Annotated in this window: 25 protein-coding genes; 13 read left to right on the top strand and 12 right to left on the bottom strand. The window is 38.1% G+C overall.

What is annotated here, in order from left to right:
• Positions 1-17: 17 nt before the first annotated feature.
• From M998_RS11400 to M998_RS11360, 9 genes are all read right to left on the bottom strand, one after another.
• Complete coding sequence (locus tag M998_RS11400) at positions 18-758, bottom strand: MurR/RpiR family transcriptional regulator (protein ID WP_068908921.1); 741 nt, start codon at positions 756-758, stop codon at positions 18-20.
• A 252-nt stretch (positions 759-1,010) separates the two neighbouring features.
• The gene (locus M998_RS11395) at positions 1,011-1,934 is read right to left on the bottom strand and encodes a fimbrial protein (RefSeq protein WP_231906690.1); all 924 of its coding nucleotides are present in this window, start codon (positions 1,932-1,934) and stop codon (positions 1,011-1,013) included.
• A gap of 23 nt (positions 1,935-1,957) precedes the next feature.
• Positions 1,958-2,467, bottom strand: a complete 510-nt coding sequence (fimG, locus tag M998_RS11390; RefSeq protein ID WP_068438878.1) for a type 1 fimbrial minor subunit FimG — start codon at positions 2,465-2,467, stop codon at positions 1,958-1,960.
• Between the two features lie 12 nt (positions 2,468-2,479).
• Positions 2,480-2,980 (bottom strand): type 1 fimbrial adaptor subunit FimF, encoded by a 501-nt coding sequence (gene fimF / locus M998_RS11385; protein WP_068439040.1) that lies wholly within the window; start codon positions 2,978-2,980, stop codon positions 2,480-2,482.
• Positions 2,981-3,023: 43 nt separating this feature from the next.
• Positions 3,024-5,597: a fimbrial biogenesis usher protein gene (locus M998_RS11380; RefSeq protein ID WP_232007553.1), complete on the bottom strand. Its 2,574-nt coding sequence runs from the start codon at positions 5,595-5,597 to the stop codon at positions 3,024-3,026.
• A gap of 143 nt (positions 5,598-5,740) precedes the next feature.
• Positions 5,741-6,439: a fimbria/pilus periplasmic chaperone gene (locus M998_RS11375; protein ID WP_068438882.1), complete on the bottom strand. Its 699-nt coding sequence runs from the start codon at positions 6,437-6,439 to the stop codon at positions 5,741-5,743.
• Positions 6,440-6,502: 63 nt separating this feature from the next.
• Entirely contained in the window at positions 6,503-7,039 is a 537-nt protein-coding gene (locus M998_RS11370) for a fimbrial protein (RefSeq protein ID WP_068438884.1), read from the bottom strand.
• An 84-nt stretch (positions 7,040-7,123) separates the two neighbouring features.
• Positions 7,124-7,672 carry a type 1 fimbrial major subunit FimA gene (gene fimA, locus M998_RS11365; protein WP_068438886.1) on the bottom strand — a complete coding sequence of 183 codons (549 nt, stop codon included), beginning with the start codon at positions 7,670-7,672 and terminating at the stop codon, positions 7,124-7,126.
• A 134-nt stretch (positions 7,673-7,806) separates the two neighbouring features.
• Positions 7,807-8,085, bottom strand: a complete 279-nt coding sequence (locus tag M998_RS11360) for a helix-turn-helix domain-containing protein (RefSeq protein WP_068438888.1) — start codon at positions 8,083-8,085, stop codon at positions 7,807-7,809.
• Between the two features lie 970 nt (positions 8,086-9,055).
• Between M998_RS11360 and yajD the strand changes: the two genes are divergently transcribed.
• From yajD to M998_RS11295, 13 genes are all read left to right on the top strand, one after another.
• A complete protein-coding gene (yajD, locus tag M998_RS11355) occupies positions 9,056-9,403 on the top strand; it encodes an HNH nuclease YajD (protein ID WP_068438890.1) in 348 nt (115 codons plus the stop codon).
• A gap of 315 nt (positions 9,404-9,718) precedes the next feature.
• Positions 9,719-10,696 (top strand): DUF1852 domain-containing protein, encoded by a 978-nt coding sequence (locus M998_RS11350; protein WP_068438892.1) that lies wholly within the window; start codon positions 9,719-9,721, stop codon positions 10,694-10,696.
• Between the two features lie 27 nt (positions 10,697-10,723).
• Positions 10,724-11,755 carry a methionine synthase gene (locus M998_RS11345; RefSeq protein WP_068438894.1) on the top strand — a complete coding sequence of 344 codons (1,032 nt, stop codon included), beginning with the start codon at positions 10,724-10,726 and terminating at the stop codon, positions 11,753-11,755.
• 1,024 nt (positions 11,756-12,779) lie between these two features.
• On the top strand, positions 12,780-13,103 hold the full coding sequence (locus M998_RS11340; protein ID WP_145980637.1) for a helix-turn-helix domain-containing protein: 324 nt from the start codon (positions 12,780-12,782) through the stop codon (positions 13,101-13,103).
• Positions 13,104-13,209: 106 nt separating this feature from the next.
• On the top strand, positions 13,210-13,770 hold the full coding sequence (locus M998_RS11335; RefSeq protein ID WP_068908916.1) for a fimbrial protein: 561 nt from the start codon (positions 13,210-13,212) through the stop codon (positions 13,768-13,770).
• Positions 13,771-13,851: 81 nt separating this feature from the next.
• Entirely contained in the window at positions 13,852-14,382 is a 531-nt protein-coding gene (locus tag M998_RS11330) for a fimbrial protein (protein WP_068908914.1), read from the top strand.
• 60 nt (positions 14,383-14,442) lie between these two features.
• Entirely contained in the window at positions 14,443-16,971 is a 2,529-nt protein-coding gene (locus tag M998_RS11325) for an outer membrane usher protein (RefSeq protein ID WP_068908912.1), read from the top strand.
• 96 nt (positions 16,972-17,067) lie between these two features.
• A complete protein-coding gene (locus tag M998_RS11320; RefSeq protein WP_068908910.1) occupies positions 17,068-17,817 on the top strand; it encodes a fimbria/pilus periplasmic chaperone in 750 nt (249 codons plus the stop codon).
• Between the two features lie 55 nt (positions 17,818-17,872).
• Positions 17,873-18,502, top strand: coding sequence for a fimbrial protein (locus tag M998_RS11315; RefSeq protein ID WP_068908908.1), 630 nt, complete (start codon positions 17,873-17,875; stop codon positions 18,500-18,502).
• 12 nt (positions 18,503-18,514) lie between these two features.
• A complete protein-coding gene (locus tag M998_RS11310; protein ID WP_082913024.1) occupies positions 18,515-19,015 on the top strand; it encodes a fimbrial protein in 501 nt (166 codons plus the stop codon).
• Positions 19,015-19,533, top strand: a complete 519-nt coding sequence (locus tag M998_RS11305; RefSeq protein ID WP_068908906.1) for a fimbrial protein — start codon at positions 19,015-19,017, stop codon at positions 19,531-19,533. Before M998_RS11310 ends, M998_RS11305 begins: the two co-directional genes overlap by 1 nt.
• A complete protein-coding gene (locus M998_RS11300; protein WP_232007526.1) occupies positions 19,530-20,087 on the top strand; it encodes a fimbrial protein in 558 nt (185 codons plus the stop codon). Before M998_RS11305 ends, M998_RS11300 begins: the two co-directional genes overlap by 4 nt.
• A 36-nt stretch (positions 20,088-20,123) precedes the next feature.
• Positions 20,124-21,128, top strand: a complete 1,005-nt coding sequence (locus M998_RS11295; RefSeq protein ID WP_068908904.1) for a hypothetical protein — start codon at positions 20,124-20,126, stop codon at positions 21,126-21,128.
• Between the two features lie 486 nt (positions 21,129-21,614).
• On the opposite strand, the gene M998_RS11290 is transcribed toward M998_RS11295, so the two are convergent.
• Genes M998_RS11290 through M998_RS11280 form a run of 3 tightly spaced genes read right to left on the bottom strand, consistent with a single transcriptional unit; the run spans position 21,615 to position 24,417 of the window.
• On the bottom strand, positions 21,615-22,721 hold the full coding sequence (locus M998_RS11290; RefSeq protein WP_375342651.1) for an alpha/beta hydrolase: 1,107 nt from the start codon (positions 22,719-22,721) through the stop codon (positions 21,615-21,617).
• 15 nt (positions 22,722-22,736) lie between these two features.
• Positions 22,737-23,213 (bottom strand): cyclophilin-like fold protein, encoded by a 477-nt coding sequence (locus M998_RS11285; protein WP_232007525.1) that lies wholly within the window; start codon positions 23,211-23,213, stop codon positions 22,737-22,739.
• Between the two features lies 1 nt (position 23,214).
• Positions 23,215-24,417, bottom strand: coding sequence for an MFS transporter (locus M998_RS11280; protein WP_068908901.1), 1,203 nt, complete (start codon positions 24,415-24,417; stop codon positions 23,215-23,217).
• Positions 24,418-24,516 lie beyond the last annotated feature (99 nt).

Raw genomic sequence — 24,516 nt, 5'->3', positions numbered from 1 at the left:
CTCACCCAATATATATTTTATATTAACGTTTCTAATTCATTTATCAGTAAATCAACTAGAATAAAAAAACCTATCCTAGATTTTGTGTCATCTTTTTTTGTATCATGATTATCTGCAAAACAGAAAAGGTTATTGTTCGTATAGGTTGTTAACTCGTTGGTATGGAAAGCCGTCATACTGATAATATTGGCCTCCTTCAATTGAACAATTTTTGCTGTTTCAATAATTTTTTTGGTTCCCCCCGAAAGGGAGATAAAAATAACAGTATCTTCACTACTGACTAATCGAGTAAAGGAATCAGATAAGTTGTAATCATTAATAAAAAAGCAATGTAGACCTAATGCAAATAATAGGTGCTCAAGGTAGTATCCAACGGCTTTGCTCGTTCCTCTTGTCACAATAAAAATATTTCTGGAATGACGCAAAATTTTAGCACAATCGTGAATTTGTTCTTCATTAATCAATGTAAAACTTTTATTAATATTTTTTTCTAACTGTGTTTTATAAGATACTAAACTTGTTTTTTCAGTTTTATTTTTGGTTAAAATATAATTATTAATTTGAAACTTCAGCTCTTTAAACCCACTAAAGCCTAATTTTTGAGATAAATTAATAATTACTGTTTTTGATACAAATGTCTTAGCAACTAATTCATTAATATTTAAGTAAGGTATATCCGCAATATTATCAGTGAGGTATTTCAATACTTTCTTTTCACTGATTGTTAAGTTATCGTAATTTTTTAAAAAATCCAGCATATCTCACCTAATGAATTCAGTATAAAATCCCATCTAAATACAGGGCTTCAAACCATGGCCAATTTAAATTGTATGGAATGACGATAAACTTCCAATATCTTCATTATACGTTAGGTGATGCTTTTATGTCGATTTTTCCCCTATCGAATTAAAACAGGCAGTAGGCATTGCAGTTGCGACTAATCCCCGAATAACAAATAACATGATGGCAAGGAACTTCAAATTATCCATTTTGTGGTGGACAATCTTTTATCAATCATAAATAAACGTCACGCCAATCACTGACTGCACTTTTCCTGCAGTTACTTGCCCTGTCGTTCGAGCATATCGCGCACTCAAGCCAAGGTTGACTGTGGATGTTCCCACTCGGCCCAGTGAAACATCTTGGTTTGCTGAAATGGCATTACCATTACGTACTAACTGAATTCCCACACCTTTTGCTGTATTGGTGCCCGAAAGTGTATTGGCAAATATTGAAGTACTGGTATCTGTTGTACCTGAAAGGTAATAAGAAATATTTTGACTAGATGCACAATAAATAGAGAGCGGAACTTGTGCTGTGCCCGGATATTCAGGCAATGTCACTACCACATTACGCGAGGATACATCACATCCGCCAATAGGAACAATAACGTTATTATTCGCATATAGATTCCATGTAAATGTCGCTGTATGTATGTTACCACCACCCGGTATGTCCGATCCGATTTGGTACATAACTAGTGATGCAAAAAGAGTCCCTCTATTTATTACAACACCGCCAGCAGCAGAGATAGGTGTAAGATAAAGCTGAGTATTCCACGGGACATAAGATCCAGAAGAAAAATTTTGCTGGTGAGTTGGTGAGGTTAAAGGAAATGAATAACTTGATCCATAGTACCTTAACGAACCAGTAAATTTGGAAAGAACCCCCCCATAAGCAGACCCTCTAATCATACTAACGAGGTCTTTTCGGATTGCAGGGCTATCATTTTTACAATAAATAGATTGTGACAGATCCACCACAAGGTTTTGCCCTGCCTGTACACTCGGCTGCAAGTTAACGTAGACGTTGGCCGTTGCTGTGCCTGAAGCACTGTTTAAAACATTTCCCGTTGAATCATAGCAAGTAAATGCATACGCCGAAGAAATCCCTGCGAAATAAATAAACAGATTAATTGAAAGTAATCTAACCATTTTTTTTACATTCATAATTTAACTCACTGATAAGTATAGGTGACATCAATAACAGCCTGTATGGTTCCCTGTGTCGCGCCGCCTTTAACTGACAGCGCCCTTACCTGTAAGGGAAAACTAGTTGATAATGTTGAATCGCTGACCTGTAATTTTTTCTGTGCACCATTGTTTAAGTTATTACCCGCAATATCTTGTAATTGCAGCTGAATATTTCCAGCGGTTCCTTGGTTTTTGTAATAACCTGTCGTATCTGCGGTACCTTTAAAGGTCGCCGTCACCATGGATGTCCCAATAGGGCAACTGACTAAGTCCAATGAAACCGAGTGCCAATCTGAAGAAGAGCCTGGCGTTATTAAATTAAAGGTATAGAGATCCCCTAAATCCACATTTGCTGTTTTTGTCGATACAGTACAAGGCTTTGCAACAACACTTCCATTAACGGTCACGGTGACATCTGCAGCCTGTGTTGGCGTTATCTGTATGGACAATAATCCCAATATTAGCGTCGTCACCTTCCATTTATTATTGATCATGACATCCTCCGCTTACTGGAATTCAAGCGTAAAAGTTGCTGTTGCACGAATATGCCCGGCGGTAACCGGAAGCCTAGAAGCCATTAATCGCGCATAAAAATTCAATGTATTACCCCGACTCGCAATTAAGGGTGTCCAAGCGATATTATTGCTGCTGGTATTAAGTATCATAGGCGTTCGAGTACTATCTAGGATTTGTATGCCTACGCCAGAAGCGTTGGCATTACCCGGTTCCAATGCCAACAAAGAATTATTATTAGCATCTGCAATACCAACAAAACCAACCTTGACCGCAATCACCGAGCTACCACAGGGTGTTAGCTCGATATTAAAAGGAACAATCGGAGTTACCTCGCCGACGGTATACAATTGTTTAACGGCATTTGTTAACAAATCAACCACTTGGTTTTGAGAACCTGGTGCTACTGCACAAGTATTATCTTTAACATTACCTTTAATATTAATTGTGCTATCTGCTGCATACGCACCTTGCGATAGCAGCATCATCAGCATCGAAGCAGAGAAAATTTTCAATTTATCGAACACTATTTACTCCTTAGAGGCATTCTGCGCTGTACTTACTGAGTATTTCCTGCTGACTTTGCTCAGGTAGTGTGTAATTGATATAGCACTGTGCATCAGGACCATCCCCCCAGCGAGCAATTAACTGTCCAGTAAGCGGTAATCCTGTTAAATAAACTTGTCCTTCATCAGCAACAATACTGCCACTACTATTTTCTTTTAACGAAACGATAGTGCCAAAGGGGATTGGTTTTCCATTTCGAGTAAGAGTCATCAGTACTTTTATACCCACTTTCGGATTGAAGTTTGCACGTACAACCGCACCTCGAGTTGGAACCACGCTCACGACGGGATCCTCAAGGTCAACATTATTTGCCAATGTATTTGTGTTTAGAGCAATTCGGTTTTCGCGATAATCAGTGGCATAAGGTAAAATGGCATAGCCACGCCAATCAGTTTCAACACCCGTTTGATTTTCAACTTTGACATGTCCAGCCCCCGGTGCTTTAACTAAAACAACCGTATCATTCATCGGTTGACTGAGGGTCACACCGTCAGCGTGCGCTAAAACACCACCACTTAGACCATAATAAATTTGGCGAACGCTATCGGTATAGCTATAACCTACGTTCGAATTACCATAAGCACCGCGATAATTGAGCGCGGTATATCCCGTTGCAGACGATTTTCCTTGCCCACCACCCGCATAGCCAGTTTGAACGCTATAGCTTAAATTATTATCTTCAAGCAATGTCCCATATAAACCCGCTGTATTATTTATTCGCCCTTTAAGGTCATGGGATACGTTATAGCTCGCACTTGCATTACGCCATATAGATTGGCTATCTGAACGCATCCAATAACTAAATGGAATATTCATATTCAGCGCTAACATTTGGTCATTAGACTCTTGCCAGGAATTTTTAGATAAGCTGTAACTCAAACCCCAACTAATTCCGTCAATCAGCGTATTCATACCAACCTGTAATTGCTTATCAGATTTACTGGTATTCCAATAAGTTTCATGACTTCCCGTGATATATAATGTTGATTGTTCACCGAGTTGCTGGCTTAGGCTTAGCTGAATTTTTTCACGTTTGTTGTAAGCTAAATTATAATAATCGGTAAATTTTGGTGTGACCTCGATAAGGCCATCTTGGGTAGCAATGTTATAGCCATTCATTCGCTTATACGTCGTATCAGCAAAAGAATAATAGCCTTTGGTGGAATAACGGTAGCCTGCTAACTGGATAATAGTTCCCGTTTCATTCATCGATTTATTATAAAGAAAACGTATAGATTGCCCTTGATGATTGCTATCGTCGGGCAGCTTGGCATTCGCATGTGTAATATCAATCGATAGCGCACCAAAGATGCCGATATTCTTACCCAATCCAGCATTAAATGACTGGTAACGATCCGCAAATTGTGACCCACCATACAGCGTCCAGCCTGATGATAAACCATGCATTATCGAGCCTTGAATAAAACGAGGCTTTTCCTGTTGGCCATTACCTGAGCGATAATCACCGACAGTAACCGCATATTGCGTCTGGCCTTCTCGTTGTAATAAAGGCACGGAAGAATAAGGAACAGTGAAACTTTGTATTGAGCCATCCGCTTCCGTAATAGTGACTTTTAGATCACCACTATTACCCGCTGCATATAAATCATTAATGACGAAAGGCCCAGGTGGAAAGGTATTACGGTAAATTTCATAACCATTTTGTTTAATGGAAACATCCGCTGTACCACGTGCAATTCCGCGAATAACCGGTGCAAACCCCTTCTGACTTTCAGGTAGCATGTTATCGTCGGATGCCCATTGGATACCACGGAAATTAAAGCTATCGAATATATCGCTCGGCGTATAACTATCACCGATAATTAAACGTGCACGGAATTCATTGATCCCACGTTCCAAATAAGTATTAATATGCTCCCAACGGGTATCATTATTAACACTACCTGTACTGTGACTCCATGTAGACGTATCCCGTAAGCGCCATGGTCCCAAATTTATTCCACTTTGTAGGTTCAAATAGGTGTAACTGCTATTTTTACCATTTTGATTACGCGCATTACTTCCTGTCAGGCTATAGTTCAAAATCCCAGCGGTAATGCCTGAATCCCAAAATTCAGGTGGAATAAAATCTCGCGCCCTATCTTTCATGAATACTTGGGGTACAGTAATAAATAATCTTTGTAATCCAACATCAAATCTCGCAGTTGAATCTTCAATTAAGCTACCTAAAGACTGGCAAGTATCGGCGGGCAGTTTGTCACTCCCCTCAACAGCATAAATATTAACCCCCATTTTCACTAATTCATTCGGCGTCAAACAGGGTGATAGCGCCATTTTATCGCCATCAGCCGTAAACCGTACATCTCGCGTAAAGAGATACCCATCATTGAGATAAACATCGACTCGATAAGTGCCTTCAGGCACTTCCTGCCCTTTCTCAAAAGCGGATAAATCCGCAACCGCAGAAGGGTCATCAGCAAGAAAACGCGGATTAAAATATAATTCTGCCTGAGCCCAAGCAGGATATAGGCATACACCAATAAAAAGTGTCAATGGAACTAAAAGAAAACGACGGTTAGACATATATCTAAACAATGCCTTTTTCCCTGAAATGAATTGCCCTTTCTCAGATGTCAAATATGACATATTCCCTCCGACCCGATCAACGACGTCGCTCAGTCCGTTATCTATTACAAAATGATATTTAGCTATGCTTTAGCAGACGATTACTGAATACGCCCTGTCATTTTTGGGGTTAATGCACCGTAATCATTGATGGTTTGGAAAGTAATCTCACCATTTGCATTTGCTGGAATGCTGACAGACGCCTCACCAAATGGTGGCACAAGCACATTATTCAATTTAGCGGAGCCCGCTCTTAGATCTGCCACCGTGGCGTAATAGGGTGTTGGGTTTACAACGATGAGGGAACCAACTTGGCGTTTGAAACGTAATTCATCAGCGACCTTATCAGGTGCAATAGAGAGTCCGTCTGGACGATAATATAATTTGATGCGGCTGATAATCGCTAATTGCAGCGTATTTTCATTGAGTTTTGATTTATCCATTGCCGGAATCGCTTTAACATTTAACCAAAAAAGGCTTTCCTTATCCTGAGGAAGTTGGTTATTAGTCGCATCAATAATACGCAAGGTATTTTCTTTTTTACCTTGCATAGAAAATAATGGTGGCGTAATCGCAAACTGGTTATCTTTTTGGCCGTTAGCATTTTCCACCCATGATTGGATGAGAAAAACACCTTTTTCATCATTATTTGTGACTGCAAGTTGAACTTGTTTTTGTCCAGCAGGATAAATGACTCGAGTCGCACCCAGTGCAACACCAGCATATACCTGAGTTGAAATGCTTGAACAGAGTAATATTAATAAGGCAGCAATAAGCTGGCGAGTTGTTCCTGTTTTCATTTTTACATCTGTCCTTCTTTTACTAAAAACATTAAAAACATGCGTTATCATTTTCGCGATGCTTTATTCATAAGTTAGCGAAAACAACGCTTCGGCATTGGCCTTTCCGCCTGTAATTTGATAGCTGGTAGCACGATATTTCGCTATAAAATGCAAGGTCATATCACCATTACTCAGTTGAGATATTTTTCGTGGTGAGCTATTTATCGGGATCAACGTATTTTTGGAATCAAAAATAGCCAGCCCCATACCAGTTGCAGTATCTGGTCCCTCGCCGATAGAAAAAATATCTGGATTTTTATCATTAGCGACACCAGAGAATGTGATCGAAACCGATTCGCTAACCGCATTACTGCACTCACGCAGATGAATATCAAAGATAACGGGGGCGGTATCTTGGCCTGGCGCATGGAGCATATTCGTTCGTAACTGCCCCATATTAACGGTCAACATTCGGTCTGAAGTATCAACACTACATGCTTCCGCAATCAACTCACCCTGAAAGCGCATCCCACCACCGGGAAGTTGAACCTTCCACTGATTACCGGCCTCAAGTAACGAAGAAAACAGAAGCAGTAGACTAAGCATCAGCCCTCTCATGAGCCTTCACCTTTTTTAGTTTTTTGTTGATAGAAAGCCTTCCCTGGCTTATCAATTTTTATATCCTTACATACGCTTTAATGCTTATTCGTATTGCACTGCGAACGTTGCATCAGCATTAGCAACACCAGCAGTAGTTGCACCAAGTGCATAGTAACGAGCTTGGAATGGTAGAATATTAGTGCCATCTTTCAGCGTGATTGCACTACTAAAAGTAGCGCCATCAAGACCCAGTGGTGTACTCTTAGAATCCAAAATTTGGATACCAACATTAGTCGCTGCACCCGAAGCCGAAGAAGCGACAGATAAAACAGTCGGGTTAGCCGCATTAGCAGATACGCCGGTAAAAGCAATTTTTGCTGATGTTGCAACAGTCGAGTCACAGTCATTCAGCTGGATATTAAAACCAACAGAACCACTGGTATCTCCCGCTTGTGCTAGCTTAGCGGTACGGAACTGACCAAGACGTACTGTTTGCTCTACAGAGTCAGCATCAACAGCACATGCTGCGTTTACTAACTCACCTTTAAAATGTACAGTACCGCCATTAACTGTCGTGGTTGCGGCAAAAGCAGCAACTGAACTTAAAGACAGAGCTGAAACAACAACAAGTGCTAGTGATTTAACTTTCATAAAATTTCCTTATGTTTATTTATTGCAAAAACATTAATAATATGGGGAGGTTAAATAAAGATTTAATAAGACTAATCTTGCAAATTTCAAATTTAATTAAACTAGGCAGGCTTAAATTTAATTAAATTAAAGCCTTAATATTCTCCATTAATATTTTTATATTCGTCAAACTTAATAAGGTTAATTATTTTCTCAAGAAAACTCACGATATCATACCTATCCATCTCAAGTGCATTGAGTAGTAACAGTAGCTTATCAAATGTTATATGATTGACTCCATTTTCATAACGAGATATTTGCTGCTGACTAACATTTATTCTCTTAGCGAGCTCACTACCTGTTAATCCAGTTCGTCTACGATATGACTTTAACATTTTGCCAATATTATTTGATAACGGATCATTCGCTTGCATTCTAAACCTCTCAAATCATTTTAGTTGACTCATTTGATGTATTGTTAATATGACGAATATTTGTCAACTCGTATTAAGGTATAGAATGATGACTGGCGTTAGAAATTGTTTTTTCCGATCAAAATCATACTTTTTGATAGCTGGAGACTATCGTGAGATCATGGTTTGATCGGTTTTGCCGATCGACTCATTTGAGGAGTAAAAAATATCGTTATTAATTAGATAGCTAACTAAAGTTAAATTTCATTAAACAATGAAGTATCATTTTGAGATAAATATCATGAATAAATCAATTACATGTAATTAGAGTAAAATAGAAACAATAATTTACAATAAACAAGAGTAGTTAATAGATATAATTAAAAACAAAAAAATTAAACTCGAACAGGATTTAAAAAAAAATAGAAATTTAAATAGCACCAATACGAATTATATTTTATATATCACAATAAAACATTGTAAAAACAAACTAACTACATAGGAATATAAGGTAAAATACTAAACCATAAAAACTATCGGTATACTACACCAATCGTAAAGTCATTTTAATAATGATAGTTTTAAATTTCATTCACCATTACATTTATAATTCACCTCTACTAGACTTGAAATGATTTTAATTAATACCTTTCTATGCTCAATGTAATCAAAAAAAGATAATCATAAAATAACATTAAACATTTATACCAACTACGTTTCATAAATTTTCTTCTCACTCACCCATATAGTCTGTATAGCAATGTGAAGTTTATCTTCACTCTTTAATATACGGATATCCCCAGCTGCCACATTAATGAGTAGTCATATTACTATCTAATGGGTTTATGGCGTTAGATAGTTGCCCTTTGCTTGATATCGAAAAAACAAAAATCAACATTTGATCCCTCTTACCTTTCTCCTTTTATTTCATTATGGGGTATATTGAGAGCACTATCGTAAAATTATCTTTTTATAACAGGTGACATTGGCAATGGCTCTAATCCCCAAAAATTACGCGCGGCTGGAAAGCGGCTACCGTGAGAAAGCACTAAAACTCTATCCGTGGGTATGTGGACGCTGTACACGGGAATTTGTTTATTCAAACCTACGCGAATTAACGGTTCACCATATCGATCACGACCATACCAATAACCCTGAAGATGGGAGTAACTGGGAGTTATTGTGCCTATTTTGTCATGACCACGAGCACTCGAAGTACACCGAAGCTGATCTTTACGGCACGCGGGTTGTGGCGGGAGAAGATGCGCAAAAAGATATTGGTGAAGCAACCTACAATCCCTTTGCTGATTTAAAATCGATGCTTAATAAAAAGAAATAATGTATTGGTTCCGACCTGACAGTACCTTAACCGTAAAATTAATTGTCAGGTCAATTCCGAGATAGTATAAAGTAACGCAATAAACACCTCCTGCCATATCGTTAAATCCTTCCAACGCCCATAGCATCCCGATCATGAATATAACTCATGTTGTAATGAAATTAAGTCGCTTTCACTCATCCCGTTGCTCTGGCATAAATTAGACATATTAACTAATTGACAACATAAAGACTGAAGAATGAGAACATTAATAACTTCTCGATAATTAAGAGATGAATGTCGTTTTCATGCCAGTGCTTAGGATGCAAGATTATAATGAACAAATACTTTACATTTACGATTAAAAGCAGTCTTTTCGATGAGAATTATAATCCTTCTGAAAATACGCGTATCACGACCAATTTTGCGAATTTAGCCAGAGGGAAAGACCGTCAGGAGAATTTGCGCAATACGTTGATGATGATTAATAATCGTTTCAATTCATTAGCCTCTTGGGATAATCCAAAAAGTGACCGCTATGCTGTCGAACTTGAAATCATTTCAGTAGAGATGAAGATTGAACACAATAGTAATACCTTCCCGGTGATTGAAATATTAAAAACGAATATTATTGATAAAAAAACGCATCAACGAATTGAAGGTATTGTCGGGAATAACTTCTCTTCTTATGTGCGAGATTATGATTTTAGCGTCTTGCTATTAGCCCATAATAAAAATCAACCTGAGTTTAGTATTCCAGATAACTTTGGTAACTTGCATGGGAATATATTCAAATATTTTGTTAGCTCAAATGCGTACAAAGCAAATTTTAATAAATCACCGGTAATATGCTTAAGTGTATCGAATAAAGATACCTATCATCGAACGGGGAACCAGCACCCTATATTAGGCATAGAGTATCAGCAAAATAATGCATCTTTGACTGAACAATATTTCGAAAAAATGGGGCTGCAGGTTCGCTATTTTATGCCTCAAAATAGTGTCGCCCCTTTAGCGTTTTATTTTACAGGTGATTTACTCAGTGATTACACGAATATCGAGCTTATCAGTACTATCAGCACGATGGAAACGTTCCAAAAGATTTACCGACCTGAGATTTACAATGCTAATTCTGCCGCAGGGCAATGTTATCAACCAAGCCTGAATCAACAGGATTATTCATTAACAAAAATTGTTTATGACCGAGAAGAACGTAGCCAGTTGGCTATTGAGCAGGGGAAATTTACGGAAGAGTATTTCATCAAACCCTATAAGCATATTCTTGAGCAACAGCCTGCTAACTGCGCGCTTTAATTAACCAAAAATAAAAGGTCATCGATGATGAAAATACTACTACCAACTTCGACTGCGGGCAGTTTACCTAAGCCTTCTTGGCTTGCACAACCTGAGACACTTTGGTCACCTTGGAAATTGCAAAACGAGGAATTAATTGAAGGAAAACAAGATGCGCTCCGGTTGTCGCTAGATGATCAACTACGAGCAGGTATTGATATTGTCAGTGATGGTGAACAAACCCGCCAACACTTTGTCACAACATTTATTGAACACCTCAGTGGCGTTGATTTTGAGAAACGTCAGGTGGTTAAAATCCGTGACCGTTATGATGCAAGCGTGCCGACCGTTGTTGATGCAGTGACCCGTCAAAAACCTGTTTTTGTGGAAGATGCCAAATTTTTACGTCAGCTAACTAAGCAGCCGATTAAATGGGCTTTACCTGGTCCCATGACGATGATAGACACGCTCTATGATAACCATTATAAAAGCCGTGAAAAACTCGCTTGGGAATTTGCCAAGATCCTCAATCAAGAAGCCAAAGAATTAGAAGCTGCGGGTGTCGATATTATCCAGTTTGATGAGCCTGCCTTTAATGTTTTTTTTGACGAAGTCAATGATTGGGGGATCGCAGCCTTAGAAAGAGCCATCGAAGGACTTAAGTGTGAAACTGCGGTACATATCTGTTATGGATACGGTATCAAGGCGAACACAGATTGGAAGAAAACGCTGGGGTCAGAGTGGAGGCAATACGAAGAAGCTTTCCCTAAATTGCAAACCTCTAATATCGATATAATCTCATTAGAGTGTCACAATTCCCACGTTCCAATGGATTTAATTGAATTGATCCGTGGTAAAAAAGTGATGGTCGGTGCCATTGACGTAGCAAGCAATACCATAGAAACACCGGAAGAAGTCGCCAATACCTTACGCAAAGCACTTCAGTTTGTTGATGCGGACAAGCTCTACCCTTCCACGAACTGTGGTATGGCGCCTTTATCTCGCCAAGTGGCCAGTGGCAAACTCAATGCCTTAAGCGCCGGTGCAGAGATCATCCGAAAAGAGCTATCAGGTAAATAACTTTACCCAATATTTTAATTTCGGCAGACAAATAAATTACTTCACTTTACAGGGTTGAATGCCTAAAAAGCCTCAACCCTAATTATTCTGCTAGTTTTTCACAAAACTCGGGTGGATTACGCTTACGTCTGAGTGCTCGATTGCTGACTATCGACACCACCTACAAAATGGAATGATAACTCGAAGTTACTAAACTCTTCTTAGAGTGAAACATTAACTGGTGCGGAAATATTTTATCGATGAGTATGTTAAGTTATCACTCTCTTATTCCGTATCACGAACTCCCGCCTCATTAAGTCTCAAAACACTAATATAGCTCATCCTAAAAATATATATTTTTAGTTATTTTTTGAGTTTTCACTCAAATTTCGATTTAATAATTTAAATATTTTCAAAACTTTTTCTTTATTTAAATGATACCTCTTGTTTAATCCAATCGTTTTATATCTTAAAAACTTAAAATATCACTTAAGTTGGACTTAATGATTTTGATTTTATTTTAATCTATTTACAATTTTGCATTGTCATTTGATATTAATTTTGATTATCTATATAAGATGTAAAAGTATAATCAATTGATTATTATTAATATTTTCCATCCATATGTTATCAATTTGAAATAGTTATGTTTAGTTATTAATTTCAGGTTTTTATTTTGTTTTAATTATTAAATATCATTTTATTTAAGATATAACTCTTAAGTATTAGTCTTTTAATGAACCTCTCTACTCGATTGCTGTTTTTTTCGACACGCTATTGTCATGTTTTTTAAGTCTTTATTTATACCATCATAAGATATCCATATTAAATATAATTGAATTGATTGCTTATTAGCCATTTGACCAATGTTTTTTAATTCGTTAAATTACGCTAATATTGAGTATTTTGGTTGTGTAACCTAAAATATTGCATTTTTTTGTTATATCATTCTGTATTTTATTTAAATTTTGGTTTTTTACTTTTAAATTAAGTAATCTTATATAAAAAATCAAATCTAAATGAAATTTTTTAGAGAGCTAAAATTGTGTGTAAGAAACAAGTCCTTAATGATTATAAGAATATTTTCGTTAAGGAAGTTGGAAGAGAAATCAGTAGGTTAAGAAGACGTTCAGGAATGACAGGAAAAGAATTAGCAAGTTATTTAGGGGTATCTCAACAGCAATTATCTAGATATGAATGTGGTATTTGTGCAATTAGATTAGATTATCTAATGGTATTATTGCATTCTCTTGAAGAGCCTGTTGATTCTTTTTTTAATAGAGTTCTTTCAAATGTTTATGAATATAATAATGAAATTGGATTTCGTTATTATAATATATTTTTCCCTTTGAGCGAACATGTCAACTAATAAACCATAAACTAATAAATTTAAGTTAATTAAATTTATTAGTTTTCTTTGACTGAAGTCTAATTAAAGACTTTTATATTATTTTAAATAAGGATAATTCATTATTATGAATAAATTTATCTTAGCAACTTTAATTTCTGGCGCAATGAGTGCATCTGCTTTTGCAACTGATGCAGGTAAAGGTACTGTCATTTTTACAGGTTCTATTATTGAAGCACCGTGCTCCATTGCACCAGGGGATGAAAGCCAGACCATTGATTTAGGCCAAGTTTCTAATGTTACTCTACAAAAAGGTGGAATGTCTGCTGCTCAACCTTTTGATATTCATTTAGAAGGCTGTACGTTGAATGCCGAATATAAAGATGAACAAGGTGTAACACAGACATATAACAATATGGTTGAAGTGAAATTTGAGGGAACTGAATGGGTTAATAAAGGCGGTAATACTGGATTAATTCAAATCACAGGTGATGCTTCTGGTGCAGGTATCGTATTAATGAATAAATCAGGAGCAAAAATTAATATTAATGATTCAACTATTGAGCGCGCTTATACCTCAGGAAATAATATTTTAAGTTTCCAAGCTGCTCTACAAGGTTTGTCAGATGCGACTGTGGTACCGGGTAGCTTCCAAGCGGTTACCAATTTTACTTTGGCTTATAACTAATCACGGTTAGCTATTACCAATAATATATTCCCCTAGCATCTTAAATTGTTAGGGGAATTATTGAAGAGAGGAGACTCATTTATGAAAGCTATCTCTGTCAGTGCTCTGTTATTTGCAAGTCAATTTGCCATTTTATCAAGTGTGCAGGCACAGACATCTTCATTATGGGGAAGTGTCAATATGAATGGCAGTATTGTTGATTCAGCATGTGCAATTGATACTGGCTCTTATGAACAAGTTGTTGATATGGGTATTTTACCTATTGGGACAATACGTCAACAAGGGCAAAGCCCTATTCGTCCTTTTTCTATTACCTTAATAGGTTGCACTTTAATGCCTTATACCGGTTCAGCTTGGCAAGCTTTTACCGTGACTTTTGATGGTCCAACTTCTGGTAATTGGTTTACGGTATCTGGGGATGCTCATGGTGTTGCTCTCTCATTACAAGATGCTGATGGACAACTTATTTATCCTGGGCGATTCACGAAAAAACAGACGATTAAACCTGAGAATATGGTACTGCATTACGGATTGAGGTTAGTTTCCGATAACCAGCCGTTGCGCCCTGGAGAGTATCAAAGTGCTCTACGTTTTAAACTGGATTATTACTAATTATAAAAAGTTATTTTTAGCTTGTATTTTTGCTGGACTTGATTTTTAGGGATGTTATTTATGTCTTCATCACGACCTGTATTATTTCGCCTGAATAGCTTAGGTTTGACCATTATTTTATCACTGTATGGTCTATCCACGCCATTATGGGCTTCTAAAACAATTGAATTCAATACCGATGTATTGGACCTAGAAGATAAAAATAACATTGACTTAGAGCAGTTTTCTCGTGCGGGTCATATTATGACTGGCACCTATTCTTTTACATTAAAAGTAAATGGCGAACAATTATCTGAAGTATCAGTGCCTTTTTATATCCCTGAAGGAGATCCTCAAGGAAGCGATGCCTGTATATCACCGGAGGTAGTGGAGCAACTAGGATTAACTTCATCGGCAAAAAAAGAATTAACTTGGTGGCACGATGGCGAATGTCTTGCATCAAGTAGTCTACCTGGGATGCAAATTCGTGGAGAATTAGCATCTTCTTCATTATATGTAAGTATTCCACAAGCTTACCTCGAATATACCTCACCTAACTGGGATCCTCCCTCTCGTTGGGATGATGGAATCACCGCATTAATGCTAGATTATAACGTTAATGGCAATACTAATAATTCCTATAACGGTGGCCATGATAGCTACACATTAAATGGAAATGGTGTTGTAGGATTAAATTTAGGTGCTTGGCGCTTTCGGTCCGATTGGCAGGGAAGTTTAAACCATACTACTGGTTCTAGTAATTCAACCAATGAAGATTTAGATTGGAATCGGTTTTATGCCTACCGCGCATTACCTTCACTCGCTGCAAAATTGGTGCTAGGAGAAGACTACCTCGTATCTAATATATTTGATTCATTTCGTTTTATAGGGGCTAGTGTTCGTTCTGAATTAAATATGCTGCCACCTAATTTACGTGGCTATGCACCGGAAGTCACTGGGATTGCAAACACCAATGCAACCGTCATTATTAGCCAGCAAGGACGAGTGTTATATGAAACACAGGTCGCGCCGGGGCCATTTCGTATCCAAGATTTGAGTGATGCGGTTAGCGGCAAGTTAGATGTCATCATTAAAGAACAAGATGGGACAACCCAAGAGTTTCAAATAGATACAGCTAGTCTGCCCTATTTAACACGTCCAGGACAAGTACAATATAAATTAGCATTAGGTCAACCTACAAATTATCAACGTCACAGTGAAGGAGACTCGTTTGTGACGGGGGAATTTTCGTGGGGAGTAAACAATGGATGGTCACTATTTGGCGGTAGCCTTAATAGTAAAAACTACAATGCGGTATCACTGGGTATTGGACGTGATTTATTAGCATTTGGCGCTTTATCTTTTGATATTACTCAATCTTTTGCTCGTTTACCGAGTATAGGAAATTTAAATGGCGGCTCCTACCGCATCAATTACTCTAAACGTTTTGAAGCGATTGATAGCACCATTCAATTTGCAGGGTATCGATTTTCAGAACGTAACTTTATGTCAATGTCTGATTTCTTAAGCGCACTGCAAACAGGTGAGCGTTATGGCGGAAATAAAGAGCTCTATACCATATCACTGAATAAGAATTTCAGTGAGTTAGGAATGTCATTATATCTGAACTATAACCATCAAACCTATTGGGATCAGCCAGATAATGACTACTACAGCGTCATGTTGTCAAAATATATGGATATTGGCTCACTAAAAAATATCAGCATTAACTTATCAGCAAACCGTAGAACTTATAACGGTGTGAAGGATGACAGTATATATCTATCGACTTCATTCCCTCTAAGTCATGGGGCCAATATAGGATACTCGTTGAATAGTAGCCGTTACGAAACGACTAACCGTGCAACTTATTACGACCGTATCGATGATAGAACTACATACCAATTGAGTACAGGTAGTAGCAAAAAAGGTGGAACTGGTAGCGCATTTGTTACCCACCAATCCGATTTAGCACGTTTAACGGCTAATGCAAGTTATATGCATAATCAATATAGCGCTTTTGGCCTATCAGCAAGCGGTGGGATGACGATTACTCCGGAAGGGGGGAGTCTCCATCGTGTTAATACAATGGGTGGAACTAGAATGCTAGTCGATACCGATGGTGTTGCAAATGTACCGATCAAAGGCATTGGTGCACCAATAACGTCGAATATATTTGGTAAAGCCATTGTTGGCGATATGAGTAGTTACTACCGTAATAAAGCACAAATTGATTTAAATATGCTTCCAGATAATGTGGATGCACAACAATCAGTGGTACAAGCTACGCTGACGGAAGGTGCTGTCGGCTATCGTCATTTTTCCGTGGTATCAGGGCAAAAAGCAATGACTATACTTCGATTCCCAGACGGTAGCCATCCTCCATTTGGTGCTCAAATTCAAAATAGTAAAGGGCAAAATACAGGGATCGTCGGAGATGCAGGGAGTGCTTATATTAGCGGAATTAACCCTCAGAATGTGATGACAGTAACGTGGGGAGAGGACAATGCTTGTCAGGTAACATTTCCTGATCAGTTAGATCCGCTACAGGATGCATTACTACTGCCATGTATTCCAACAACATTGCCAACATTAACAACAAAAAAATAGTTTTATTAGACATAAACTTAGTCTAATTCATTCAAAAAATCACATTAACAAAAATGTAGTTTAAGAGTGAATACATAAATAAAAGGTAAATTAATCATGCAATTAATGACTCATTATCGTACAGCTATCTATCTGATTAGCCTAGCTATATTCAGTAGCACAGCTTATTCTGCAGTATCGATGGACAGAACTCGGATCATATTTAATGGCGGTCAGAAATCCATATCATTAAATATTTCCAATAATAACAATCAATTGCCCTATTTAGCGCAAGGTTGGATTGAAAATATCGAAGGTCAAAAAATTCAATCACCTCTGGTTGTATTACCGCCAGTACAACGTTTAGAGCCGGGTAAATCAAGTCAAGTAAAAATTGAAGCATTACCTGTAATCAATACGTTACCACAAGATCGAGAGTCTTTATTTTATTTTAATTTACGCGAAATACCGCCAAAAAGTGATAAGCCAAACTCTCTACAAATTGCTCTGCAAACACGAGTGAAACTATTTTATCGCCCTAAAGCAATCATTCCTGAACAAAACAGCGTGCCATGGCAAGAAAGATTAACCTTAGATAAGCAAGGTGAACGTTTTATCATAAAAAATCCAACGCCTTATTACATCACGATTATCAATGCGACAGCTCATGGAAAAGCTTCGGATGGCAAAGATTTTACTCCTGTTATGGTGCCACCATTTGAGCAAAATGATTTAGGCATTAGCGCTAAACAACTCGGTAATTCTCCAGTACTAACTTATATCAATGATTATGGTGGGCGCCCTAATTTGACATTTCATTGTCAAACATCGAACTGCCAAGTTGTACCTAATAGTAAAAGCGAATAATTCAAATGAGCTTTTGGTTAATAGTGTTCATATTGACAGGTAGTAGGGAGTAAAAATGACAGATATGCACAGAAAAAATTTTGTTCAATATGGTTTAATTATCACAGTATTGAGTAGTGGTATCACTTTATCGAGTCAAGCGGTAGGAGAAAATAATAGCAGTCTCTATCGCCCAACTGATAATTGGAACGTCGATGGGCAACATGGCATTGTGTATGTCAAAGGTTCATTGACCGAAAGCCCATGCCAACTCGCTATGACATCAAGTTACCAATCAGTAGAGATGGGTAACCTTGATACAGGAACATTGCAGCGTAATGGTAAAGGAACTCCAATACCGTTTCATATTGAACTAGAAAATTGTTTAGAGACAGAAACTCGTTTAAATAATGTACGAACGGATATAACAGCATGGAGTTCTAGCCAGCCAGCAGTAAAAATACGCTTTTTGGCTGCTAGTGTGCCATCAATGCCAGACTTAGTAAGCGTTAATGGTGCGAAAGGATTGGGACTGGCGATCACAACATTAAACGGCTCACTATTACCCCTTGGACTAGAAAGTGAGCCCCTGTTATTACCTTCAGGACAAAGCCAGTTAACTTATTATGTTACGCCAGTCAGAACAGGACAGTTACAACCGGGCACATATTCAGCCCTCATTGCCTTTGAAATGCTGTATGACTAGCGGGAGAGTAACATGACCAAACACATTATTTCTGGACTGTTTCTATCCCTATTCGGTTTGTTTTCTAATCTGGCAATTGCCGATATATATACCTTGACCGTTAAAGTCACTGTCATAGAAAAAACCTGTGATATTTATGGAAACGGTGGCCCTAATCAGCCAATCACGGTTGATATGGAAGATCTTATTATCAAAAAAATTGACGGGCAAAAATATGAAACCGAGATCCCTTATCAGCTCGATTGTACAGATGCCGCCAATAATCCAGCGTTAAAAATGAAATTCGACGGGACGCAGATGGCTGGTCAAGGGGTTAACATATTAAAGACATCCGTTGATAACTTAGGGTTAGCCTTAAAAATGGGAAGCAATGACATGACCATTGGAAAATGGCATCCATTTAATTACAGCGTGCACCCTAGATTAAGTGTGATCCCAATTGCAAGTGGAACGGGTGGTATTAATAATGAGCAAATGACCGCCTCCGCGACTTTAAGTGTGGAGTATCAGTAATGAAGCTTAAAACAACATTAAGATCACTGGTTTTCACATTAAGCAGTTTAGTGTCTGTAGCGGTATCCGCAATTGAAGTCAATTTTACCGCGAATTTAATTCAAAACCCGCCTTGCGATATCTCGGGACCCGATGGTGCTAATCAGCCAATCAAAGTGCCATTTGGCGATGTCGGTATCACCAAAATTAATGGTGTGAACTACCGGCAAGATTTCACGCTAACACTTAATTGTGGAGCTGGTCTCGGAAATGCCGTAGCGGTCTATCTCGAATACCGTGGAATGATTGCCCCATTTGATGACAATGCATTACAAGCGAGTCTGCTAGGGTTGGGAGTTCGGTTATATCAAAATGGGAACGTGGTACCACCAAATACAGGGATACCGATAAATATGTCGAGCAACGATACGAGGGATTTATCGTTCTATGCGGTACCAGTAAAAGATACAAGCCCAGTATCAACGTTATATGCAGAGGATTTTACAGCAACGGCTAGTATGGAGCTGAACTATCCATGAAAAAACAACACAGAAAAATGCGACGTTTATCCTTACTGAGCACCGCAGTATTCATGCTCAGTGCTTATTCATTAAGTACTCAAGCTGCGAATAGTAATGAAATTCAGTACAGGGGAACATTAGTTGCTTTACCCTGTACGGTTGAGCCTAGGTTTGAAAATTTTTTAGTGGAAATAGGGGAAGTCAATTCTAAGCAATTGTATTTACATGGTCGAACTTATGGTGTGCTATTTGAGTTTGAATTGAAGGATTGTGATACCTCCCTTGGTAATTGGATAACGGCTTCCTTTACGGGAAATAGTAACATACATGGATTATTAAAATTTGACACCGGAAGTGAAGCGTCTGGTGCCGTAATCGGAATTGAAACCTTAAGTGGTGTGCAGTTACCGATTAACTCAGCACAGCCCTACCCTTCTCAGGCGATAAAAGATGGGCCCGTCACAATAAAACTACGAGCGTATGTACAGGGTGATAGCGAATCTGTCATGAATAAATCTATTACTCCCGGCTATTTTATGGCAACGATGACTTATACCTTAAGGTATGAGTGAAAACATAATCATAAACAGTAGATAAAAGATAATCACATGAATTTTAAGCATAATATTAATATAACCAAACTAATATCCTATTTCACTTTTTTAGCCACAATCAGTATAATCTCTACTGCAAATGCTCAAGTTTATTTTGCCTCACAACAGCAAGGTTATTATCTAGATATTTTGGCTACAGGCGGGTTTGTGGGTCCAATACCTCAGATGTCAGAAGAGTGGTGTCAATACGGTCTCTCTACCACGCCATATTTAATGAGATGTGCAGAAAATGAAGACTCGATTACGACTGAAAGTATGTCAACACAAGTCGGTTGTAGCGCTTTAGTTGAAGTCACATCCATGAGAAATAATACAACTAACAAAAATCTTAGTCGAACTAATAAAGTTAGAGCTATCAATATTGGCTCGGTCATTTTTGGTCAACACAGTATTTTTAGTTTCAGCCATGTTTCTAAGTATAAGGATTGGAGACGTGTTTTATGTTCCAGTCACACAGCAGAAACAGTACCTATTGAAACCAGTGATTCTGGAGGATCTTGGATATACCCTGAACAAGGGTTTTCTTTTGGAGATCAACTTGAGTTATGTGTAAAAGAAGCATTTATTAATGTTAGAGGGACTGCTACATATAATACCTATTATGCAACAAAAGGAAATAGTTATTGTACGATGGTAGATTCCGTTGCCCCCTCTTGTGAGATTGCTGGTAGTTTAGAAATTAATCTTGGTTCTGTGGGTATCGGCAAACAGGCTTATGGAACAACAGCAGGTGTAATGTTAACTTGCCCAAGCACCTCTTCAATTAAAGTAACCATGGTAAAAGAAAACCCAGAGGGTAATATTGCGTTAAAAGGGGCATCTAGCCATACGGTCAATGCGAAGATGAGAATGAAGGTAGGAAATAGTCCAGAGGCGACGGAATGGTCTGGCATTGTTAACTCAACAACACCAATTATATTTTCTGCTGCTATCAATAATGTTGGAAATGAACCCGGTGAATTTTCTGGACAAACTGTCATTATTTTAAGTAATAATTAAGATTATTACTCGTCATATAAATATAAAAGCCATAACTTTATATTAGGTATGGCCTTTATATTAAAGAAGTAATATCACTTGGAGCCCTTCATATTTTTATTCTATTCACAAGAAAAATAAAATCTCCATAAGCCCTATTTATTACAAATAAAAAATAAGAATTTAGGAGGCAAGTCATACCATACCTAAATACACTCCCAATCCCCTCAATTGAGGGTTGATCTGAGGTTACCTCAGTTGAACTGAAGACCACAAAAATCGCATTGGCTCTTACTTAAGCTTATTTTTGAAATATAACGTACAGAGATCTTTATCTGTGAACATTATCTCTATATCAGCAATTTGATTAATATATTAAGAATGAGAAAGGTAAACATGTTTTTCTATTTACCTTTCTCAATTTTATTGTTCTATTATTTTGAATATAACTAAATATAACCAATTGATATTAAAAATATTTATTTATCCAGTACAACAAGTTAAACCTTATAAATTCTGTTGGAAGAATACCGTGAGTTTATCAAAAGGAATTTTATTTAAATTATCATATAAATCAACATGATCAGCATTTGGAATAATCAATAATTCTTTAGGATCTGAAGCCACTTTGTACACATCTTCAGAATAATAACGAGAATGGGCATTTTCCCCTGCAATCAGTAAAATTGGCCTCGGTGATATCATTTCAAGATTGGCATACATTGGAAAATTGAAGAAAGATATCGGCGTTGTTGCTGTCCACGCTGTTGTAGAATTAATTGAGCGAGAATGGAAGCCTCGAGGGGTACGGTAATAATCAAAAAATGCCGCTAATACCGGTGGTGCATTCTCAGGTAAAATTTCAGGTAAAACACGCAGCCCCTTTATAATATGACCATTTTCATCGAATGGTACCTCATGATAGCCTAAAGCATCGCGCCCGCTTTTGGCATCTTTCCAACGCTGCTGGCTAAGATAATCAATAACTTTATGTCGTTCTTCAAGGGTGTAACTATCTTGATATCCTCGGCTGATACTGCGAGACATATCGTACATTGATGCCGTCGCCACAGCTTTAATCCGCGAATCGCTACTCGCTGCGGTTAAAGCCATGCCACTTAATCCGCAGATGGCTAACACACCGATACGATCGCGATCAACGTTTGACAGTAATCCTAGAAAATCAATGGCAGCGCTAAAGTCTTCCGTATTGATATCCGCAGAAGCAACATTTCGAGGCTCACCACCACTTTCTCCAGTAAAAGAGGGATCAAACGCCAAAGTGATAAAACCACGCTCTGCTAATGTTTGCGCATATAACCCTGAGGACTGCTCTTTTACTGCACCAAATGGACCACTTAATGCAATCGCAGCGAATGACCCCTTCGTATTTTTAGGTTGATATAAATCCCCGGCTAAGACTAAACCATAGCGATTTTTGAATGTGACCTTTTTATGTTCAACTTTATCGCTTTTCACGAAGGTTTTATCCCATTGATCACTGGCAATTGTGTTTGATTGCGCTAATGCTGGAGCCGTAATTATTGATGCCATACTCGCAACGGCAATACTCGCGCCGGTTAATTTCAATAAATGTCGACGTTCATTATTCATCATATACACCTTCTTCTATTCATTTTCTTGGATAAGCTCAATTACGACTTGTTTTGGTGATTTAAATTGTAGGTATTCAAGCCCATGGGTTATTTTTCCTAATCGGACTAACCCAGAGGAATATCGAAATGATTGATAAAAAATCGCAATGTTTCCCCAAGGAGCGTAATAAGTAATGTCCCCCGCTTCAGGCACGATCCCATCGGGTGTATTGTGAGTTTGTAGCTTTCGAGGAAGATACGTGATTTTTTCTGTGGATGAATAGTCCGCCAACTCAGCGGTGAGCGGTAATAAACTGATAAAATCACGCGTTATTTCTGAATCCTCTAATACTGCCATTATTATTTGTGTATCAACACGGATTTGGATTAAGTATTCTTTTGATTCTATGGATAAATTACGAGCCAAGAGTGGCTGGCTGGCACAAGTCATTACTAACAGAAAATAAAAAGGTAATACGATAAGCACATTTTTAAATAATGTTTTAAACATATCATTCTCCTTTTTCTGCCTTTGCTGTGCATTGAACAAATATTGCGGCTACCACAAGCAATAATGCACTGACAATAAAAGCACTTTCATAGCCCCCAACATCAAATAATATGCCGCCCACCGAAGCACCACAGGCAATGGACAGTTGGATCACCGCAACCATCAAACCGCCTCCCGCTTCTGCATTATTTGAAAATACTCGAGGTACCCAGCTCCACCAGCCAACGGGAGCCGCAGTCGCAATAAAACCCCAAACACTCAGTAATACGATGACAACAAAAATGGAATGACCAAAGAAAATTAACGATACAGCAATGCAGGCCATCAATAACGGGATGACGATGAGTGTTCGATAAAAACGTATTTTTAATAAGCTATTAATAAGCAGTGTTCCGATAAATCCTGCAACACCAATCAGTAACAAGATAAATGTCACCATCGAAATATCGACTTTTGCCGCAGTTTCGAGAAAAGGACGCACATACGTAAATAGGGTAAATTGCCCCATAAAAAATAGCCCAATGGCTAGCATACCGAGTGTCACAACACGGTATTTAAAAAAACTAAAAATACTGAAGACCTGCGGGGAATTTTGATGACTTGTCGAATCAGTTGGCATTGTGGGTAAACTCATCCATAGCCACACAATGGCTGCTATCGCAATAGGCACTAGGCAAAAAAAAGCACCTCTCCACCCAATAGTTGCCCCTAAATATGCCCCTAACGGGGCAGCAATGACGGTTGCTAGCGCATTGCCACTATTAAAAATGGCAAGTGCTTTAGGAACCTGCTCTATCGGTACAAGCCGCATTGCTATCGCAGCAGACATAGACCAAAAACCACCAACGGCAACACCGATTAGTGCACGACCCACCATATAAAGGTAATAATTGGGCGCTAAGGCTATCACCGCCCCCGAAATCCCCATCAATAACGTAAGCCCAAGTAACAAAGCTTTACGGTTTAAATTACGCGTAAATACAGAAATAAATAAACTCGTTATAACAGCAAAAAAACCTGAAATTGTAATACCTTGCCCCGCCATTCCCTCTGTCACCTGAAAATCAATTGCTAAAGGTGTTAACAAACTAACAGGCATAAATTCTGAAGCTATCAATACAAAAACACATAGCGTCATGGCGAAGACCGCACTCCAGTTCGCCTTTTTAGGGAATTTTTGCTGTTGAAGAATTGCAGTATCCATCTGTTTTATTCGCCTTTATGTCTACGATATTTAATGGACATCATCATGACATACAGGTGATAATTTAATTAGTAGGCATAATCTTCATGAACTTGTGAG

Origin of the sequence: Providencia heimbachae ATCC 35613, from assembly GCF_001655055.1 — a bacterium.
GTDB lineage: Bacteria > Pseudomonadota > Gammaproteobacteria > Enterobacterales > Enterobacteriaceae > Providencia > Providencia heimbachae.
The sequence above is the reverse complement of the archived record's forward strand: the minus strand, read 5'-3'. Positions and strand labels throughout refer to the sequence as shown.

Coding starts and splice junctions, on each gene's coding strand:
- M998_RS11400 (WP_068908921.1), bottom strand. CDS start 758: ATGCTGGATTTTTTAAAAAATTACGATAACTTAACAATCAGTGAAAAG.
- M998_RS11395 (WP_231906690.1), bottom strand. CDS start 1,934: ATGGTTAGATTACTTTCAATTAATCTGTTTATTTATTTCGCAGGGATT.
- fimG (WP_068438878.1), bottom strand. CDS start 2,467: ATGATCAATAATAAATGGAAGGTGACGACGCTAATATTGGGATTATTG.
- fimF (WP_068439040.1), bottom strand. CDS start 2,980: ATGCTGATGATGCTGCTATCGCAAGGTGCGTATGCAGCAGATAGCACA.
- M998_RS11380 (WP_232007553.1), bottom strand. CDS start 5,597: ATGTCTAACCGTCGTTTTCTTTTAGTTCCATTGACACTTTTTATTGGT.
- M998_RS11375 (WP_068438882.1), bottom strand. CDS start 6,439: ATGAAAACAGGAACAACTCGCCAGCTTATTGCTGCCTTATTAATATTA.
- M998_RS11370 (WP_068438884.1), bottom strand. CDS start 7,039: ATGAGAGGGCTGATGCTTAGTCTACTGCTTCTGTTTTCTTCGTTACTT.
- fimA (WP_068438886.1), bottom strand. CDS start 7,672: ATGAAAGTTAAATCACTAGCACTTGTTGTTGTTTCAGCTCTGTCTTTA.
- M998_RS11360 (WP_068438888.1), bottom strand. CDS start 8,085: ATGCAAGCGAATGATCCGTTATCAAATAATATTGGCAAAATGTTAAAG.
- yajD (WP_068438890.1), top strand. CDS start 9,056: ATGGCTCTAATCCCCAAAAATTACGCGCGGCTGGAAAGCGGCTACCGT.
- M998_RS11350 (WP_068438892.1), top strand. CDS start 9,719: ATGAACAAATACTTTACATTTACGATTAAAAGCAGTCTTTTCGATGAG.
- M998_RS11345 (WP_068438894.1), top strand. CDS start 10,724: ATGAAAATACTACTACCAACTTCGACTGCGGGCAGTTTACCTAAGCCT.
- M998_RS11335 (WP_068908916.1), top strand. CDS start 13,210: ATGAATAAATTTATCTTAGCAACTTTAATTTCTGGCGCAATGAGTGCA.
- M998_RS11330 (WP_068908914.1), top strand. CDS start 13,852: ATGAAAGCTATCTCTGTCAGTGCTCTGTTATTTGCAAGTCAATTTGCC.
- M998_RS11325 (WP_068908912.1), top strand. CDS start 14,443: ATGTCTTCATCACGACCTGTATTATTTCGCCTGAATAGCTTAGGTTTG.
- M998_RS11320 (WP_068908910.1), top strand. CDS start 17,068: ATGCAATTAATGACTCATTATCGTACAGCTATCTATCTGATTAGCCTA.
- M998_RS11315 (WP_068908908.1), top strand. CDS start 17,873: ATGACAGATATGCACAGAAAAAATTTTGTTCAATATGGTTTAATTATC.
- M998_RS11310 (WP_082913024.1), top strand. CDS start 18,515: ATGACCAAACACATTATTTCTGGACTGTTTCTATCCCTATTCGGTTTG.
- M998_RS11305 (WP_068908906.1), top strand. CDS start 19,015: ATGAAGCTTAAAACAACATTAAGATCACTGGTTTTCACATTAAGCAGT.
- M998_RS11300 (WP_232007526.1), top strand. CDS start 19,530: ATGAAAAAACAACACAGAAAAATGCGACGTTTATCCTTACTGAGCACC.
- M998_RS11295 (WP_068908904.1), top strand. CDS start 20,124: ATGAATTTTAAGCATAATATTAATATAACCAAACTAATATCCTATTTC.
- M998_RS11290 (WP_375342651.1), bottom strand. CDS start 22,721: ATGAATAATGAACGTCGACATTTATTGAAATTAACCGGCGCGAGTATT.
- M998_RS11285 (WP_232007525.1), bottom strand. CDS start 23,213: ATGTTTAAAACATTATTTAAAAATGTGCTTATCGTATTACCTTTTTAT.
- M998_RS11280 (WP_068908901.1), bottom strand. CDS start 24,417: ATGGATACTGCAATTCTTCAACAGCAAAAATTCCCTAAAAAGGCGAAC.